The organism is Tamlana sp. s12 (genome assembly GCF_016767215.1).
GTDB lineage: Bacteria > Bacteroidota > Bacteroidia > Flavobacteriales > Flavobacteriaceae > Pseudotamlana > Pseudotamlana agarivorans.
This window is the reverse complement of the sequence record NZ_CP068547.1, coordinates 2,548,231-2,566,790: the sequence shown is the minus strand read 5'-3', so window position 1 is coordinate 2,566,790 and position 18,560 is coordinate 2,548,231. Positions and strand designations below refer to the sequence as shown.

Here is an 18,560-nt window from a genome sequence, read left to right as displayed (position 1 = left end):
CACAGCACGTCAAATATTATAACTTTAAGTAATAAATACAAAAAAGCCACATGACATGTGTGGCTTTTTCATTTATATATTTTATCGACTATTTCACTTCTTTAGTTGCATTGTCTATTAAAGTTTTTAGGTGTTGTTTATGTGCTTTTGAAGCAATATCACCTGAAGGTGTAGACCAATTTCTAATATTTTTTAAGTTGTATAGAGCCATAGATTTCGCATTGTTAGTATATCTACCGCTTTGTTTACCTGTTAACATATCTATTAACATTTGGGTGTATTCCAATTGTAAATTTTGTCTGAATGAATTTACATTACCGCTAATATCCGATTTAAAAATAGCATTATTTAAATCACTCATAACAGCAGACAATTTATATGTATTACCATAAAGTTCGGAGTCTGAAATTCGCTGTAACGTATGCGGATGTAAAAGGTGCGTTAATACATTCTTTTGATAAGTTAATATTTGCTCGTGAATTTTAGGGTCTTCTGGTTCTCTAAAATTGAAACCACGTCGTTGCATAGCTAAATAATTATACAAATCGTTTGGTGCAGTAAAAGCATCTGGAGCAAAAACATAATCGCTTAATGCTTTCATAGCTCTTTTTTGATCTTCATAAGAAACAGGGGTATAAGGCTGTGTACCGCCTTCTTGTCCGGCCATAGCACGATCTACATAAACCCCACCAATATATCTAGAAATAACACCTGCAGCAGTTGATTTCTGTCCGCTTAATAGGTAATATACACGACGAAGTTCTTGGTAAGATTCATCAGTCTTTGCGAAATTATGTTTTACTGTTTTCATCAAATCATTAGACAATTCAATACGATCGATAGAATATCTAATAGCATCGTTTGAAAGATCTCCAATCATAACTCGTGGATCGATGGCCTTTCCTGGTGCACGCATATCATCGGCGTCATTTCCAAAAGTAAGTTCTGGTTTAGTGGATTCATTTAATAAATCGTGACGCTCTTTAGCGGTTTTAAAAGGTGTGTAACCAAATTGTACAGCCCACACATCGTATGGTCCTACGGCAACATCACTATACTGTCCTTGTTTACTACGGTCTCTAGTTATGTTTAAAGCCGCATAATCCATAACTGACCCCGTTAAGCATTTTCCTTTTATAAATTCAGCATCTGCAAGTTGTTCTGGAGAAAATAACTGACTAGCCTTCATGTTATGATTTAAACCTAAGGTATGACCAACCTCATGCATGATAAGCGCTAGCATAGCCTCTTTTTTGATGCCTTCAAGCTCTAAATCTGATGCACCATTTGCTTCAGCCACAGCATTAGCAATCATAAATTCATTATGCATAGTGTCGGCAAAAGCACAAGAACGCATACTTTCATCTTCAAACTCATGATCATCGGCATTATAAGCTTTTTCAGGAGTAGCAAGGTTATAAACTTTATCATAGAAAACACGATTTGTGAAATGTACAAATTCCAGCATGATATCGGCACCTAAAATTTGTCCTGTTCTTGGGTTAACAAAACTTGGTCCATACCCTCCAAAGGGTGGTTTAGGAGAAGACGTCCAACGTAAAACATTATATCGAATATCTCCAGCGTCCCATTCGGCATCATCAGGTTGTACTTTAACCACCATAGCATTTTTAAATCCTGCTTTTTCGAAAGCAACATTCCACTGTAAAACACCTTCTTTAATGGTTTCACGCCACTCTAATGGCGTAGAATTCTCAATCCACCAAGTGATTGGTTCAACAGGTTCAGATAATGCTAATTCAGGATTTTTCTTTTGTAAATCCCATCTGTGTATTAAGTCTCTATATGGGGTAGAATTTGTCGCAGTTTGATCGTTCACTTCAGTTAAAAAATAACCAACTCTTGGGTCGTCAAAGCGAGGTTGATATTTATTTTCAGGCATAGCAATAAAACTATGGTATATTTTTATGCTCACATTTCTACCATCGGCAACAGCATCAGAACCATTGTTTAATACGGAAGGTGAGGAGTAAACGTATTCAATAGCAACATCGGTATTTTCAGGATAATTCTTAATAGCATTAATTTTACTCTTATCCTTACTTAATTTACCAAGTTTAAAAGATGTTGGGGATTGGCCAGGACGTGCTGCCGGTTTAATTTGAGCTAAAGTTTCGTCTAAAAATAGTTCGTTGGCATCAATTAAATACAAGCCTTTATCTTTATCGTAGCTTTCTACTTTAATGCTTGCCATAGTACCGTTACTTATATTTGCATGTTCAGATTTTGAAAGCGGACTTTCTGGATCGAAATAAAAAGAGGTATTTTGAGTTACGAACTCAATTTTATTAAAATATTTTTCAATTTTGAATACTTTTGAACCTTTGTAGGACCCTCTATTTATTCTTCCAGCATCCATAACGCCATCGGCAACCTGACTGAAATAAATAAATTCTTTACCAATCTGGTCATCTGAAATCAACATTTTGATAGAACCCGTGATGGAATCTTGGTATATAGTAAATAAACCTTCCGATTTTTTACTAGATTTGGTTAAATCTGCAATAGATTTTTCTTTTGATTTTTTTTCTGAGGATGGTGCTTTGGTTTCGGTTTTGTCTTTGTTTTTTTTCTTGTTTTTTCTCTGTGCTTCAGCGTTTTGAGGTGAAAAAATCATCAAAGAAAGAAACAATAGACAGATAAGTCTAAAGGTTTTTTTTGGTAAACTCATGGTTGTTAATTGATTATAAATTTGAATTAGTCGCCATAAATGTAATTAGTTATAAATTTTTAAATAATAAAAAAAAGTTAAAAAATATTCAAAGCCAAAATCGATATAATGGTTACGATTTTGTTTATTTTTAAAAAATATGATAAAAGACACTAAAATAGCCGTGTTAATCGACGGCGATAATATCCCTGCGAAGTATATTTCAGAAATGATGGAAGAAATCACTAAATATGGAACACCTACCATAAAAAGAATTTATGGGGACTGGACAAAGCCTTATTTAGCCAAGTGGAAAAACGTTTTATTAGAAAACGCTATTACCCCTATACAACAGTACGGGTATACCACAGGAAAAAATGCTACAGATTCGGCTATGATTATTGATGCCATGGATATTCTTTATTCGGAAAAAGTAAATGGTTTTTGCCTAGTTTCATCAGATAGTGATTTTACAAAACTAGCCACACGATTGCGTGAAGCCGGATTGGTGGTTTATGGTATGGGAGAAAAGAAAACCCCAGATCCCTTTATCGTAGCCTGTGATAAATTTATTTACCTTGAAATTTTAAAGAAAGAAACGACAAGTCCGAAACAGGTTGATGGTTCGACTAAATCAAAAGAAAACCTTTACAATATTACACCTAAAGTTATTCAATTTTTATCTCATGCTGTAGATGATTGCGCCGATGATGATGGTTGGGCTTTTCTTGGTGATGTAGGTTCTTTAATCATTAAAAAGCAGCCTAATTTTGATTCCCGTAATTTTGGTTTTCAAAAATTAACACCGCTTTTTAAATCTTTAGATCAATTTGAGCTAGAACAACGCGATCAAACCAATGGTCGTTTTAAATTAATTTATGTAAAAAATAAACATTAAATCTGTCCTAATATTTTATCCATAACCCAACTGGTATGTAATGCTGTTTCTCCAGTTGAAGGATGTGTTTGAGATGGGTCGTCAAAATAAAACCTCATGTTTTCAACATGAGGAAATTGAATATGATTTGGATTTTCGATATACACTTCTTTTCTTCTGTCCTCACATTTTAGCACAATAGGGTTATCGTGAAATACAGAAAATTTAATGGTGCCTTTAGAACCATATATGATTACTTTATCTAAGTGTTCGCTACATCCAAAATTCCATGTCCCAGAACCTGTTACACCATTTTCATGTACCCAACTTGCAGTAACGGCATCTTTAGCTGAATATAAATTTTGTTGATTAACACTTACCCCATGGGCTTCTTTAATATTACCAAAGAAATAAGTAAATAAATCCAATTCATGACTTGCTAAATCATCAAAATAACCACCTGGAGCAATTTTATCATCGGTTCTCCAATTGTATGTTTTTGATAAATCTTTTTCGCTTGGTGGTTTACTCAAATGGGATGAGATATGTCTAACTTGACCAATTAGTCCGGTATCTATCCAGGATTTAATTTTTAAAAATCTAGGTAAAGAACGTCTATAATAGGCAACGAATAAGGGAATGTTTTTGTCTTTAAAAGCGTTATAAACCTCAAGACTATCAGCGTAACTTGGCGATAATGGTTTTTCAATACAGCAAGGTTTTCCTGCAGCAGCTACTTTTAACGCATAATATTTATGACTATCGGGAGGTGTGGCAATATAAACGGCATCTACATTGGGATCATTAATAAGCTGATCGGCATCTGTGTAGTAGGTGTCAATTTGATGACGTTTTGCATAATCTTTGACCTTTTTAGCATCACGCCTCATTACGGCGGAAATCGTAAACCCACATGTTATTTTATAAGCAGGACCACTTTTAACTTCTGTGACATTACCGCATCCTATAATGCCCCATTTAATTTCTTTAGATACGTACTTCATTGTTGTTTAGTAGTTTTTGTTAGTTTCAAGAAATAGTTAATATGATTCTGTTGGTAAGGAGAATCATATCGTTGTTTAGTTAGTTATAACTACTAAAATACTAATAAAAACAGACAAACTCAGTTAAAATAAGGAAATGATTTTATAGGAAATTCTTATAAAACTCCATCTACATAGAAGTTTTAAACATGAAAATTGCTCAAATAAAAAAGAGAGCTTAAAAAGCTCTCTTTCTTGTTTTTTTATTCTCCACTTTCTTCCATGGTATGATATACATTTTGGACGTCATCGTCATCGTCGAGTTTTTCCAAAAGTTTCTCTACATCGGCGGCTTGTTCCGGAGTTAAAGGTTTTGTTACCTGCGGAATACGTTCAAACCCAGAAGATAAAATCTCAATACCTCTGCTTTCTAATTCCGATTGAATAGCACCAAAACTTTCAAAAGGGGCGTAGATTAAAATACCGTCTTCATCAGCAAAAACTTCTTCTGCACCAAAGTCTATAAACTCTAACTCTAATTCTTCTGGATCGAGACCTTCTGCGTTAATTCTAAAATTACAAGTGTGATCAAACATAAAAACAACAGATCCTGAAGTCCCTAAACTACCATCACATTTATTAAAATAACTTCTAACGTTTGCTACTGTTCTGGTATTATTATCGGTAGCAGTTTCTACTAAAACAGCCACACCATGTGGTGCATAGCCTTCAAAAATAACCTCTTTGTAATCGCCTTGACTTTTGTCGCTAGCACGTTTTATGGCACGCTCCACATTGTCTTTAGGCATGTTAACAGCCTTTGCATTTTGTATAACAGCACGTAATCGCGAGTTACTATCTGGATCTGGACCACCTTCTTTAACAGCCATCACAATATCTTTACCAATACGAGTAAATGCTTTACTCATGGCAGACCAACGTTTCATCTTTCTTGCTTTTCTAAACTCAAAAGCTCTTCCCATAATTATATGTGTTATGCTACTTGTGGCAGCAATTGTATTAAATTAAATAATTTGACAAATTTAAAAACCTTCAAATCAAAAACAAATAAATAGTATTAATCTTCTTCTGGTTCTACTATAAATTCAATGGCTTTGGCCAACTTAAAATCTTTTTCGGTAACGCCATTTTCACTATGCGTTGATAATGAGATGGTAAGTACATTGTATACATTTGTCCAATTAGGGTGATGGTTTAGTGCTTCACATTCAAAAGCAATACGGCTCATGGCACTAAAGCAGTCTTTGAAATTTTCAAATTCAAATTCACTATGAATGGCATCATCATAATAATCCCAATCTGGAAATTGCAATAATTTTTTTTCGATGTCTTGTTCAGAAAGTTTACTCATGATCTTTTATCTTTTTAAAGTTTAATGACAATTTAAGGAATTGTAAGTGGCTTATCAACTATAATTTCAAATCACTTAAAATATCCTCGCTTTTTAACTGTAAATGCTTCGGAAGCTTATTGAATTTTGGTAAAACAGCTAGGTAGCGTTCATCATTTGTTGTGTAAACCTGTTTAAATATGGCTTTTTGCTCTAAATCGTACGAGGCTATAATTTCCTTAATGAAATCGTCATGATGCACTAAATCTTCACTTCCCAAATGAAAAACACCAGATTTATTACGATTGATGATATAATGAATTTGCTGTGTCATTTTGGAATCGCTAGAAACATTCATAACCAAATTAGGAAAGACTTCAATGGGTTCTTTTGCTTTTAAGAAATGAAGAATTTCTTGTATTCTTGGCGATTGTGCTCCGAAAACCATTGGGAGTCTAATAATAACGATTTGCTTTTTAGGCAAACGCAGCAGCATATTTTCAATTTTAATTTTAAAATGTCCGAAAATACTATTGCTATAAGTTTTATCTAACTCGTAACTTGGGTATTTGCTATAGGCATCGAAAACATTGGCAGAAGACAAAAATATAAGCTTTATTTTTTCTATAAAGACATATTCGGCTAGATGTTGATGAAGTAAAACTTGCTTTGAAAAATCCCCACGAAGGGCAGAAATGATAATGGTAGGCTTTACAATTTCAAGTATTTCATAGATGTCATCCTCTTCAAAATTATACTGAAAAAAATGTTTGTTTTTTTCTAGAGCACGGTTACTAATATTATAAGTGCCAAAGGTTCTAAAATAGGAGCAGAGCTCTTTGTAAAGTGCACCACCAAGAAAACCACTAGCTCCTAAAATTAAAATAGTATGTTTGTTTTCTCGTTCTATCATATAACTGGGGCACTTTGGAGCAATCTAAAATATAGACAATTTTGCTTTTGTAGTAAACTGTTCTAAAGCATGCATACCTAATTTTGAGTTGCCTTTTTTGTTTAATCCGGGAGACCAAACACTCACAATAAATTGATCGGGTAGTAAGGCTACTATGCCTCCGCCAACACCACTTTTTCCTGGTAATCCTACCTCAAAAGCAAATTCTCCAGCTTCATCATAAAATCCACAAGTTAACATTAATGCATTAATACGTTTTACTTGCTGATTGCTAATATGTTGTTTTTGCTGCATACAACTGCCTTTATTTGCAAATAAATAAAAGGCTTTTGACAGCTGACTGCAAGTCATTTCGATAGCACATTGATGAAAATAGAAATCTAGAACAGCATCTACTGGGTTTTCTAAATTATTAAAGGATTTTAAAAGGTTTGCTGAGGCGTAATTTTTAAAACCAGTTATCTTTTCGGAATAGGCAACCTCTTCATTATAATTGATAGAAGAATCGCCAGCGAGCTCTCGTACATAATTTAAAAAATCTGCTTTCGGATTTTTTAAGTTAGAAAGCAAAATATCGGCTATTACAATAGCGCCAGAATTTATAAACGGATTTCTAGGAATACCGTTTTCAATCTCTAACAAAGCCAAAAAGTTATATGGGTTTCCGCTAGGTTCAACATCGACACGTTTCCAAATAGCATCACCTATTAGAGCCATAGCTTTAGACAAAGCAAAAACCTTAGAGATACTCTGAATAGAAAACAATTTGTCGAAATCGCCAACACCATAATTTTCACCTTCGGAAGTGCGTAAATGAATGCCAAAAGCTTCTGGATTTACATGAGCTAATTCTGGGATGTAAGATGCTACAACACCTTTATCTTTAACTGATTTAGCATCTTGATATATACTATTTAAAATGGCTTGGAAATCAACCATTATTATTTATAGAATGGTAATTTAACAACTGTTGCAGGCACTGCATTTTTTCTAATTTGAATACTAATTTTACTATCCACACCTGCTAATTCCGTAGAAACATACCCTAAGCCGATACCTTTTCCTAAACTTGGTGACATGGTTCCCGAAGTTACCTTACCAATTACAGAGCCTTCTGAATCCACAATATCATAACCTTGACGTGGAATACCTCTTTCATCCAATTCAAAAGCTATAAGTTTTCTTTTAGGACCTTGTTCTTTTTCAGCTTTTAAGGCTTCAGAATTTGTGAAATCTTTAGTGAATTTTGTAATCCAACCTAATCCAGCTTCAATAGGAGAGGTAGTATCGTCAATATCATTGCCATATAAACAATAACCCATTTCTAAACGCAACGTATCACGCGCTGCTAAACCAATAGGTTTTATACCATAATCTGCTCCAGCCTCAAATACTTTATCCCAAACTTGCTTAACTTCACTGTTTTTACAGTAGATCTCAAATCCGCCACTACCAGTATATCCTGTTGCCGAGATGATAACATTTTCAATACCGGCAAAATCTCCAACAACAAAATTGTAAAATTTGATAGCTGCTAAAACATGACTTGTAATACTTTGCATGGCTTCAATAGCTTTTGGACCTTGAATCGCTAACAAAGAATAATCGTCACTTAAATTACGCATATTGGCTCCAACATCATTTTTAGATTGAATCCAATCCCAATCTTTATCAATATTACTTGCATTTACTACTAACAAGTAAGTTTCATCTTTAATTTTATATATGATTAAATCATCTACAATACCACCGTCATCGTTAGGCAAGCAACTATATTGAGCTTTACCAATCATTAATTTTGAAGCATCATTACTAGATACTTTTTGTATTAAAGCTAAAGCATTTTCGCCTTCAATAAGAAATTCACCCATATGAGAGACATCAAAAACACCAACACCTTTTCTAACGGTTTCGTGTTCAATATTAACCCCTTCATATTGTACGGGCATGTTGTATCCTGCAAAAGGAACCATTTTAGCTCCAAGGGATGTATGAGTTTCTGTTAAGGCTGTATTTTTCATTGTTTTAGTTTTATATGCAGCACAAAAGTATAGAAATTAATCTGGTTTAAAGATTGAATGAATTGTTAAATAGCGTTAAATAAAGGCGTGAAAAAGGATTGTAAAAGTTGAATTTCAAATATGAATTGAATCAAAAGCATGTCCATTATCTATTTATAATATACCCTTTGTTTAGCTTTTTCATAAGATTTTAAGAGGTTTATTTGTTTTAATGAAATTATCTCTTAAAATTTTTAACAAAAAGAAAAGTCTATTATGAATCAATAAAATATAATAATTATTACATTTGATTTCTCTTAAACTCTCAATGACACAGCCACTTAGAACCCTTAACTTTAAAGATCTTTTACAGAAAACTTCATTTAGATTAGCAATGAATGTTTATATCGCTGCTATTCTATTTAATTTATATTATGCTTATTTAAGTTATAAAAATGGCTATATCGAGTCTTTTATACTCATGCTATTACCACTTTTGGGTTTTTCATTAAGTGTCTATGCTTTTGTAGTTAAGCGTAATTACCTTTTCGGACCCTATTTCGTTTTTGTTTGTTTAGGCTCGGCAACTTTAGGTTTAACTTATTTGGAAGGAATTATGGCTGGTTATTATTGGTTTCAATTCGGACTCCTTTTTTCATTGCCATATGTTATTCGTAGGGAGGTTTATTTTAAAAAACACACTAGTACGCTGTACGCCATTATTTTTGTTTTTATGCTGCTTACCTTTGTTGTTTCACCAATGTATTCGGAGTATTACAAAGACTTAACGGAAGAGCAAATTCATTATCGATTTATGTTAAATTCCGCTGTAAATTTTGGTGTGATGATGGTGTTTTCACTGCAAGCCCTCAGTTATAATAAATCGGTTATAAATAAAATATCATTCGATAAAGTCAATGCTGAAAGCGAAAAAGACAGACGAACCCGAGTGCTATCTAATTTAGGACACGAATTGCGAACACAAATAAACAGTATTAATGGTGTTACAAAACTTATTCTAGATAATGAATCGGAAGAGGTTAAAAACAAGCGTTATTTTGAAATTTTAGATCATTGTAATAACAATATGTTATTGTTGGTCAATGATATGTTAGACATGCATAAAATTGAATCAGGGCTATTTGAATTATCCTACGAACCCAAAGTTTTATTTGATTTTTTATCTAAAATCACCGTTCCTTTTATTAATAAAGCCGAAGAGAAAAATTTAGAGTTACATTCCTATATCGATCCTAAATTGAAAGATTTAGTCGTTAACATTGATGAAAAAAGGTTAGCACAGGTTATTTACAATCTGATTTCTAATGCTATAAAGTTTACAGAACAAGGTAGTATTATTTTTTCGGCTCAAATAAATAATACCGAGGAAGATAGGATAAGTATACAATTTATGGTACAAGATACAGGCATGGGAATTGCGCCTAAAAACTTAAAAAAGGTATTTGAGAGTTTTCATCAAATTAAAAATGAAAAGAATCCGGTTTATGGTGGTACTGGTTTAGGATTGTCAATTTCTCAATCCATAATTAAAGCCATGGGCTCTGAGATACAAATAGAGAGTGTTTTAAAGAAAGGAACCCGCTTTCAATTTCCATTAAATTTAGAGCGCGGTATTTTAACTTCTAAAACATCAAAATTTGAGGAAGCTTTTAATGATGATTTTTTATTAAAACTAAATGTTTTATTGGTTGAGGATAACATGGTAAGTATGATGTATGCTAAAAAGCTATTAGAAAAGCATGTTTTAAAAATTTATGAAGCTAATAACGGTATTGAAGCGATAGAAGCCATAAAAGAGCATAAAAAAATAAATTTGGTGCTTTTGGATCTTGAAATGCCTAAAATGAATGGTTTTAAAGCCATTAAGCATATTAAAAAGCTGCAACCTAATATTAATGTTGTTGCCTTTACAGCTAATATTCCGAGTACAGAATTTATTTCCAAATTGGATAGTCTAGGTTTTGATGATATTCTTTCTAAGCCATTTAGCAAACAAGACCTATTTGAAATTTTAAAAAATTATTCGAAAGAAGCGGTTTCTTAAAAACTTCTATATCTTTTTGAATTTCAGATTGTTGGAGTTTGTTTAAATATATGCCTAAAATAGGATATTCGAAGAAAACTTTAATCTTATCCCACTATAATTGTAAGATATTTATTAAAAAAACACATTGTTAATCAGTAAGTTTCCTTGTATATTTGTTAGAAACCAACCTGATAAATGAGCAAAAAACTACCCTCAGCAAGAAGAAAAAACAGTTGTTTTTTTGGAAGTTCATTTCTAATGTTCCTTTTTTTTATCTCCAGTTTTAATGGCTTTTCTCAAATTAATTATGAGTATGCTAAAAGTAAGAATCTAAATATTGGATCTTATGGTCGGGTAGGCGTAGGTTGGTCCTTCGATAATGGTGGCGCTGTGGGACGCAAATTAAACCTTAATAATATGGGAAGTATTGGTGGGCGCTTGGAAGAACAAGATTATTTAGAATTAGCCCCAAATTTAACCTTCAATCCTCAAAAAGGAGACTCTACAGAAATCCATGTTCAAATACGTTTAGCGGTTTATTCTACAAGCTTAACTACCATAGGAAATTCAACTACTAGTAGTGTTGGAGGCCTAACTTTTGCCATGCCAGAAATTTATGCGGAAGCTAGAAATATTAGAGGCTCTGGGTTAAATATTTGGATTGGTTCTCGGTTTTATCGTGGTGCAGATGCCCATATTGCCGATCACTTTTATTTTAATGATCACTCCGGACAGGGGGTTGGTGTAGAATATAAGAAGAGTCGACTATCAACTATTTTTGTCGCTTCCGTAGATACTACTTCAACCTTACCACCATATTTTTATCTCAATTTTAAAACGGGTACACCAAGTGCAGCATTAAGCCAACGCACCGTGTTTGTTGGTGAACACGATTTTGATATCGATGAAAACAATAGTATTACAGCCCTAGCAGAATATCATCACATGGAAGAAGGTGAGGACCACACCATTCCTGAGGATGCTAATCCTGATGTTTCAGATGCCGAAAACTTCCCAACCGATTATGGATATGTTTTAGGGGTTCGATATCACCGTAACTTAAAAAAATTGATGCCAGGTTCATTTAATGATTTTACATTAAGGTACGGCGGCGGTATTGCTAATGGCGGTGATGGTGGTTTATCTAAAACTTGGCTTACTTTTGGGGCTCCTGATGAAAATACATTGCGGTACAAAAACGCCTATTCGGTGGCTTTAGTAAACCATTCAGTATTTAATTTTTCTGATAATTACACTTTAAATGCTTATGTTATTTATACAAATAGTAAAGGTGGTGCAGCATCCAATAATCTTGCGCCAACCTATTTTGAGCAGGAGGTTTATAATAAAAAGATCGACTTTACCGTAGGAACACGACACCAATTCTATTTAAAAGATTATTTTCTTTTATTAGCCGAATTGCATTATTCACAGCGTAAAGACGGTACTAATCCTTATGCAAGTATGACTAAGTTAAGTTTTGCACCTGTTTTAGTACCTACAGGACAACGCGACTTCTGGGCGAGACCACATTTACGTTTTGTAGCTTCTCTAGCTTACTATAATGATTTTGCAAAGGAGACGTTGTACTCGCCTTATTTACAATTTGCAGGAGAAAAGCAATGGGGGTATTATTTCGGATTTAAAGCAGAATGGTGGCTTTGGAAATAACTTTTTGAATTAGAGTCTTAACATATTGATTCCTAAAGTATTTCATTTTTTAAGGTGAAAATTTTTACAATTTTTTTGAAAAACGAAATTCCACTTACCTCTTTTCAAATTTTTATAGTCAAACTAGTGAAAATTAGAGGTTTAACCCAATAGTTTTAGTATTTTTGATAAAATTGCAGAAAAATGATTAGAAACTACTGGAAAGAAGCATGGAAAGAGATTGTGTTTGACGATAAAATCTCTGATCAAGAGAAATACAAGATTTCCAATTACGGTCGAATTTTAAACTGTAAAGGAGATGAAGACATTGAGCAAAAGAAATCACTAGTAAATGGTTATGAAGCTATACGTTTAAAATTGAAGGAAAAAAGGAAATGGACCAGTAGATATGTTCATAAACTTGTAGCAGAACATTTCCTTGAACAGAATGATGGTATTTATGTGATCCATTTAAATTATAACAAAACAGATAATCACGTAAATAACCTAAAATGGGCAACCAAAAGAGAAAAAGAAACGCATCAATTCAGTAATCCGGAATATAAAAATAAACCTAGGAAAAGAACTTACTCAAAACTGACAGAAACCAGAGTGCGGTTAATTAAACGCAAAATAAACGATCCCAATAGAAGAACGCGATTAAAAATGATTGCCAAACAATTTGGGATCTCTGAAATGCAGCTTTACCGTATAAAATCAGGAGAAAATTGGGGATCGGTAACTGAGTATTGAAAAATTAAGAATTTAAAAAAGGTTGTCTTAAAAGTTTAAGCAACCGTCATTCTGTGCTTGACACAGAATCTCATGATATTGAAATACAATGATTATGAGAATCTGAAATAAATTCAGATTGACGAAAATTCAACCTTTAAAACAGCCTTTTTATTTTATACGCTATTTTATCTCTTTAAAAGAAACGTTTTTAAGTCTTCGTAACTAGAAACTAAAGTAGCTTCTTTCTCTTTCCCCATTACTGCCTGGATCTGTTCTGGTAAAGGCTGTTCTTCTTTAATAACATCTTCTACAACATCCAAGAATTTTGTTGGGTGAGCCGTTTCTAGAAACACACAATGCGCTTCAGGATTGCTTTTTAAATGTGATTTACAACCTAAGTAGCCTACAGCACCATGCGGATCGGCCACATAGTTGTAATTATTATAAATTTCTAACATGGCTTCTCTCGTTTCATCATCCGAAAAACTATAAGAAGACACATTGTCTTTTAAACTTTTGAAGTTATTCTTATATATTTCCTGAATACGAATAAAGTTACTTGGCGCCCCAACATCCATAGCATTACTAATGGTTTGCACTGAAGGTTTTGGTTCGTATAATTCAGATTCTAAATAACGTGTAACCACATTATTTTCGTTGTTAGAAGCTACAAAATGTTTAATAGGTAAGCCTAATTGTTGCGCCATCATGCCGGCACAAACATTTCCGAAGTTTCCGCTTGGCACAGAAAAAACAATGTCATCATAAGTATTATGCAATTGCTTATAAGCAAACATAAAATAGAATAATTGTGGCAACCAACGTGCAACGTTTATAGAGTTTGCAGAAGTTAACTGCATTTTACTCGTTAAACTTTCATCTAAGAAAGCTTCTTTAACCATGGCCTGACAGTCGTCAAAAGTACCGTCAACTTCTAAAGCTTTGATATTCTGACCAAGCGTTGTAAGTTGTTTTTCCTGTATGTCACTCACTTTTCCGCTAGGGTATAAGATTACAACATTAACACCTTTTACTCCTAAAAACCCATTGGCAACAGCACCTCCAGTATCACCAGAAGTCGCAACCAAAACAGTAACTTCATTGCTGTTGTCCTTGTTAAAATAGCCTAAACAACGGGCCATAAAGCGTGCTCCCACATCTTTAAATGCCATGGTTGGTCCATGAAATAATTCTAAAGTAGAAATATTTTCATTCAGTTTAACAACAGGAAAATTGAAGGATAAGGTCTCTTCTACGATCTTTTTTAAGACATCCTCAGGAATTTCTGGTGAAACAAATTGTTTAATCGCTTCAAAAGCTATTTCTGTATTTGATAAATTATCAATATTTTCAAAAAACGAATTTGGTAATGGCGTAATACTTTCAGGAAAATATAAGCCTTTATCTGGAGCCAAACCTTTTACAACAGCATTTTCAAAAGTTGTATTCGGGGCTTTATGGTTTAGTGAGTAATAGTTCATTGTTTATCATTCCTGCGAAGGCAGGAATCTGTTTATTAATTATTAATATTCTTTATACTGCAATTTCTCAGTATTTTTGGAAATTACAGTATAGCTATTTCAATCTTAATATATGGCTTTCACACCCTTAGTATTTATCTTAGAAACGTGAACTTCAAAAGCAATATCTGTTTTTGCGTACACATTTTCCATGGCTTCTTTAACTTTATTAGCCGTTTCCAAACCTTTATTCAATGAAAAAATTGATGGTCCAGAACCTGAAATGCCACAACCTAATGCGCCGGCTTTTAAAACTTCTGCTTTTACCTCGCTAAAATGCGGAATTAACTGACTTCTATGAGGTTCGACAATAACATCGTGAAGTGCATCTTGAATCAAATCGTAATCGCTTGTGTGTAGTGCATGTACCAAACTACCAACATTTGCCCATTGTGTAATGGCATCAGATAAAGCCACTTCTTTAGGTAAAATAGCTCTAGATTCTGAAGTTTTTATTTCTATCTGCGGATGAATAATCGTCGCATAAAGATCATCCGGCGTTGGAATTTCCAGAATTTGTAAAGGTGACATACTTTTTACTAATGTAAAACCACCAAAAAGGGCAGGGGCTAGGTTATCGGCATGCTCACATTTACTAGCTAAAGCTTCTCCTTTAATAGCAAACTCCGTTAATTCTGTTTTATTAAATGGTCTTCCGAGTAGCTCGTTCATACCAAAAACACTCCCCACGGCACTTGCAGCACTACTTCCAATACCACTTCCTGGTTTTATGTTTTTGTATATTTCAATTTCAAAACCATAATTAATACATAAGGTATTATACATCGCTAAAGCGGATACACCTGCTACGTTTAATTCGGCATCTTTAGGTAAATCAAAACCTTCTATATGGGTAATATGAATGCCTTTTTTCTCAACCTTTCTTATCACCATTTCGTCGCCAATACTGTCTAAGCAAAAGCCTAATACATCAAACCCACAAGCCACATTAGCAACCGTTGCCGGCGAAAATATTTTTATTTCGTTCATACTGTCTAGCAAATAACCCTCTGGGGCACTAGAACAAAAACAAGCATCTTTTTTATGTAACATGATTTAGTCGTTTGCAATTCTAATTATATCGGCAAATAATCCTGAGGCCGTTACATCGGCTCCAGCACCCGCTCCTTTAATAATCATAGGATTTTTAGGGTAACGTTGTGTGTAGAACATCACAATATTATCACTACCTTCTAAGTTGTAAAAAGGATGTCCCTCTGGGATTTCTTGTAAACTTACGCTTGCTTTTCCTTGGTCGAATTTTGCCACGTATTTTAACTGACAGTTGTTCGCTTTCGCGGAAGCATATAAGGATTGATAATGCGCTTCATCAGCAATTAAAGTTTCATAGAAATCATCCACCGTATCACTTTTTAATCCAGCTTCAGATAAAAATGATTTGTTTTTGATGTCTTCTAAATTCATCTCAACACCACTTTCTCTAGCAAGGATTAAGATTTTACGAGCTACATCAACACCACTTAAATCAATTCTAGGATCTGGTTCGGTATAGCCTTCAGCGCCAGCTTGCTTAACCACATCATAAAATTTTGTTTGATCATTAAAATTATTAAATACAAAATTTAAACTTCCCGATAAAACGGCTTGAATAGAATGTATTTTATCACCTGAAGCTACCAAATTATTTAGGGTATCTATAATTGGTAATCCAGCACCAACATTGGTTTCAAACAACAATGGTGCATTATATTTTAGAGATAAACGTTTTAGTAATTTATAGTTTTCAAAATCACTAGAACAAGCGATTTTATTACAAGCAACCACACCAATACTTTCTCTTAAATACTGAGCGTAAAGGTCGGCTACATTTTTATTTGCAGTCACATCAACAAAAATACTGTTACGTAAATTCAAACTTTTAGTTTTTTCAAAGAAACCTTGTAAAGTTGCAGCTTCACCTTCTTCTAATTGTGCTTTCCAGTTGGTTAAATCGATACCTTCTTCAGCAAAAATCATTTTTCTAGAATTCGATAAACCAACAACACGCATTTTTATTTTTAAGTTGTCCTTAAGGAATTTCTTTTGCTGATGAATTTGCTCTACCAAACGCTCACCAACATTTCCAACACCTGTAATAAACACATTAAGTTGTTTTGTTTTCGATTCGAAAAACTGCTCATGTAACGTATTTAACGCCTTTTTAACATCTTTTTCAGCAATAACAGCCGTAATATTTTTTTCTGAAGCACCTTGAGCAATAGCTCTAACGTTCACGTTATTTTTTCCTAAGCTACTAAACATTTTACCACTAATACCTTGGTGATTTTTCATATTATCACCCACAAGAGCGATAATAGATAAACCAGTTTCTACAATGATAGGTTCAATTTTATTTAGAGCAATTTCATTTTCAAAAACAGCGTCTATAGCTACTTTGGCATTTTCAGCATCTTTTTCTTCAATTCCTAAACAGATAGAATGTTCTGAAGAAGCCTGAGTAATCATGATGATATTAATTTTTTCCTGCGACAACGTTTCAAACAAACGTTTTGAAAACCCAGGAATACCAACCATACCGCTACCTTCTAATGTAAGTAAGGCGATATTGCTAATATTACTAATCCCTTTTACCGGTTTTGTTGAAGTAACTTCATCGTTAGAAATAATAGTTCCTGCTGCTTCAGGTTCTAAAGTGTTTTTAATATGAATTGGAATACTTAAACTCAATACAGGTTGCACCGTTGGCGGATATAAAACCTTAGCTCCAAAATGTGATAATTCCATGGCTTCTTGATAAGAAATTTTATCAATAGGGTACGCCTGTTTCACCAATTTAGGATTGGTCGTGTACATACCGCTTACGTCTGTCCAAATTTCTAACTGTTCCACTTGTAATGCCGCAGCAACAATAGCAGCAGTAAAATCAGATCCACCACGACCTAAAGTTGTTATTTCACCTGTTTTAGATTTCGAAATAAAACCAGGTAAAATGGTCACTGTTTTGGAATCAGATTTGAAGTAATCTTGAATATTTTTATTTGTAGCCTTATAGTCAACTTCAGCTTTTGTGAAGTTTGAATTGGTTACAATAAGTTCTTGTGAATTCTTTCTTTCGGCTGAAATACCACGATTTTTCATCGTTTCAGCAACAATGTAAGATGACAATAGTTCCCCGTAACTTACCAGCTTATCTGATGTTTTTGGAGACAGTTCATTAATCAAGAAAATACCTTCTAACAAACTTTTTAAACCGTTAAGTTTTTCTTCAACCTCGTTTAATATTGATGCACTGTTTTCAGGGTTTAGTGTTTTAACAATATCAATATGTTTTTCTTTGATATCATTAAAAGTATTTAAAAATGCCTGTTCTTTATTTTGTGCTTGCTTTCCAGCTAAAAGTAATTTGTCGGTTATACCCCCAACGGCCGAAACTACACATATTACCGTGTCACTTTTACCGTAGTTTTCTAATATACTTATAACTTTATTTATGTTTTTTGAAGAACCTACAGAAGTTCCCCCAAATTTTAAAACCTTCATTTTTTAATGAATTGATATGATAATTAAAAATAATAATTGAATTGATGTGATTCTTAAAATCACAAATAATGCCCGAAGAATATGTAATTAGCAACCCCAAAGGGTTGTAATGTTTGTAGTTGTACCAAAAATAGTCATGTTTCCTCTGTTAGAAAGGAAAATAATGCTGTTAATATTTTGGTTGAAATGATTCATTATAATTACATAGTGCACCTCAAAAGTATTATTTTTAACCTTATAAAAAAACTTTAAGAACTTTTTTACAGTATTCTTATATAGATTGGTTTTTCGTAGAAAAAAGTTGAGAAACCT

14 protein-coding genes are annotated in these 18,560 nt (G+C 33.4%); 4 read left to right on the top strand and 10 right to left on the bottom strand.

Annotation, left to right across the window (positions count from 1 at the left end; translation table 11 throughout):
- Positions 1-88 precede the first annotated feature (88 nt).
- Positions 89-2,692, bottom strand: coding sequence for a zinc-dependent metalloprotease (locus tag JJL45_RS11225; protein WP_068604743.1), 2,604 nt, complete (start codon positions 2,690-2,692; stop codon positions 89-91).
- A 139-nt stretch (positions 2,693-2,831) separates the two neighbouring features.
- On the opposite strand from JJL45_RS11225, the gene JJL45_RS11220 reads away from it, so the two are divergent.
- The gene (locus JJL45_RS11220) at positions 2,832-3,569 is read left to right on the top strand and encodes an NYN domain-containing protein (RefSeq protein WP_067149151.1); all 738 of its coding nucleotides are present in this window, start codon (positions 2,832-2,834) and stop codon (positions 3,567-3,569) included.
- On the opposite strand, the gene JJL45_RS11215 is transcribed toward JJL45_RS11220, so the two are convergent.
- The 6 genes from JJL45_RS11215 to gcvT all read right to left on the bottom strand — a co-directional run bounded on the left by JJL45_RS11215 (position 3,566) and on the right by gcvT (position 8,816).
- Positions 3,566-4,552, bottom strand: a complete 987-nt coding sequence (locus tag JJL45_RS11215; protein ID WP_068604741.1) for a Gfo/Idh/MocA family protein — start codon at positions 4,550-4,552, stop codon at positions 3,566-3,568. The two genes, JJL45_RS11220 and JJL45_RS11215, sit on opposite strands and share 4 nt — an antisense overlap.
- 242 nt (positions 4,553-4,794) lie before the next feature.
- Positions 4,795-5,514: a YebC/PmpR family DNA-binding transcriptional regulator gene (locus JJL45_RS11210; RefSeq protein WP_068604739.1), complete on the bottom strand. Its 720-nt coding sequence runs from the start codon at positions 5,512-5,514 to the stop codon at positions 4,795-4,797.
- A 95-nt stretch (positions 5,515-5,609) separates the two neighbouring features.
- Positions 5,610-5,903 (bottom strand): 4a-hydroxytetrahydrobiopterin dehydratase, encoded by a 294-nt coding sequence (locus JJL45_RS11205; protein WP_067149159.1) that lies wholly within the window; start codon positions 5,901-5,903, stop codon positions 5,610-5,612.
- Positions 5,904-5,961: 58 nt separating this feature from the next.
- Positions 5,962-6,795 (bottom strand): sugar nucleotide-binding protein, encoded by an 834-nt coding sequence (locus JJL45_RS11200; protein ID WP_068604737.1) that lies wholly within the window; start codon positions 6,793-6,795, stop codon positions 5,962-5,964.
- A gap of 24 nt (positions 6,796-6,819) precedes the next feature.
- Positions 6,820-7,734: a glutaminase gene (locus JJL45_RS11195; RefSeq protein ID WP_068604735.1), complete on the bottom strand. Its 915-nt coding sequence runs from the start codon at positions 7,732-7,734 to the stop codon at positions 6,820-6,822.
- A 2-nt stretch (positions 7,735-7,736) separates the two neighbouring features.
- Positions 7,737-8,816: a glycine cleavage system aminomethyltransferase GcvT gene (gcvT, locus tag JJL45_RS11190; RefSeq protein WP_068604734.1), complete on the bottom strand. Its 1,080-nt coding sequence runs from the start codon at positions 8,814-8,816 to the stop codon at positions 7,737-7,739.
- A 307-nt stretch (positions 8,817-9,123) separates the two neighbouring features.
- On the opposite strand from gcvT, the gene JJL45_RS11185 reads away from it, so the two are divergent.
- From JJL45_RS11185 to JJL45_RS11175, 3 genes are all read left to right on the top strand, one after another.
- Positions 9,124-10,860: a hybrid sensor histidine kinase/response regulator gene (locus JJL45_RS11185; protein ID WP_068604732.1), complete on the top strand. Its 1,737-nt coding sequence runs from the start codon at positions 9,124-9,126 to the stop codon at positions 10,858-10,860.
- 240 nt (positions 10,861-11,100) lie between these two features.
- Positions 11,101-12,513 (top strand): carbohydrate porin, encoded by a 1,413-nt coding sequence (locus tag JJL45_RS11180; RefSeq protein ID WP_068604784.1) that lies wholly within the window; start codon positions 11,101-11,103, stop codon positions 12,511-12,513.
- A gap of 183 nt (positions 12,514-12,696) precedes the next feature.
- Positions 12,697-13,245 (top strand): NUMOD4 domain-containing protein, encoded by a 549-nt coding sequence (locus JJL45_RS11175; protein ID WP_068604730.1) that lies wholly within the window; start codon positions 12,697-12,699, stop codon positions 13,243-13,245.
- A gap of 167 nt (positions 13,246-13,412) precedes the next feature.
- On the opposite strand, the gene thrC is transcribed toward JJL45_RS11175, so the two are convergent.
- The 3 genes from thrC to thrA form a co-directional block, all read right to left on the bottom strand.
- Positions 13,413-14,708: a threonine synthase gene (gene thrC / locus JJL45_RS11170; protein ID WP_068604728.1), complete on the bottom strand. Its 1,296-nt coding sequence runs from the start codon at positions 14,706-14,708 to the stop codon at positions 13,413-13,415.
- 105 nt (positions 14,709-14,813) lie between these two features.
- Positions 14,814-15,737, bottom strand: a complete 924-nt coding sequence (locus JJL45_RS11165) for a homoserine kinase (protein ID WP_068604782.1) — start codon at positions 15,735-15,737, stop codon at positions 14,814-14,816.
- A gap of 66 nt (positions 15,738-15,803) precedes the next feature.
- The gene (thrA, locus tag JJL45_RS11160) at positions 15,804-18,248 is read right to left on the bottom strand and encodes a bifunctional aspartate kinase/homoserine dehydrogenase I (RefSeq protein WP_068604726.1); all 2,445 of its coding nucleotides are present in this window, start codon (positions 18,246-18,248) and stop codon (positions 15,804-15,806) included.
- Positions 18,249-18,560 lie beyond the last annotated feature (312 nt).

Bases quoted from the DNA above. Each gene is read 5' to 3' on its own strand.
- gcvT (WP_068604734.1), bottom strand. From the start codon at position 8,816: ATGAAAAATACAGCCTTAACAGAAACTCATACATCCCTTGGAGCTAAA.
- thrC (WP_068604728.1), bottom strand. From the start codon at position 14,708: ATGAACTATTACTCACTAAACCATAAAGCCCCGAATACAACTTTTGAA.
- JJL45_RS11215 (WP_068604741.1), bottom strand. From the start codon at position 4,552: ATGAAGTACGTATCTAAAGAAATTAAATGGGGCATTATAGGATGCGGT.
- JJL45_RS11210 (WP_068604739.1), bottom strand. From the start codon at position 5,514: ATGGGAAGAGCTTTTGAGTTTAGAAAAGCAAGAAAGATGAAACGTTGG.
- JJL45_RS11165 (WP_068604782.1), bottom strand. From the start codon at position 15,737: ATGAACGAAATAAAAATATTTTCGCCGGCAACGGTTGCTAATGTGGCT.
- JJL45_RS11205 (WP_067149159.1), bottom strand. From the start codon at position 5,903: ATGAGTAAACTTTCTGAACAAGACATCGAAAAAAAATTATTGCAATTT.
- JJL45_RS11180 (WP_068604784.1), top strand. From the start codon at position 11,101: ATGTTCCTTTTTTTTATCTCCAGTTTTAATGGCTTTTCTCAAATTAAT.
- JJL45_RS11175 (WP_068604730.1), top strand. From the start codon at position 12,697: ATGATTAGAAACTACTGGAAAGAAGCATGGAAAGAGATTGTGTTTGAC.
- JJL45_RS11200 (WP_068604737.1), bottom strand. From the start codon at position 6,795: ATGATAGAACGAGAAAACAAACATACTATTTTAATTTTAGGAGCTAGT.
- JJL45_RS11195 (WP_068604735.1), bottom strand. From the start codon at position 7,734: ATGGTTGATTTCCAAGCCATTTTAAATAGTATATATCAAGATGCTAAA.
- JJL45_RS11185 (WP_068604732.1), top strand. From the start codon at position 9,124: ATGACACAGCCACTTAGAACCCTTAACTTTAAAGATCTTTTACAGAAA.
- JJL45_RS11220 (WP_067149151.1), top strand. From the start codon at position 2,832: ATGATAAAAGACACTAAAATAGCCGTGTTAATCGACGGCGATAATATC.
- thrA (WP_068604726.1), bottom strand. From the start codon at position 18,248: ATGAAGGTTTTAAAATTTGGGGGAACTTCTGTAGGTTCTTCAAAAAAC.
- JJL45_RS11225 (WP_068604743.1), bottom strand. From the start codon at position 2,692: ATGAGTTTACCAAAAAAAACCTTTAGACTTATCTGTCTATTGTTTCTT.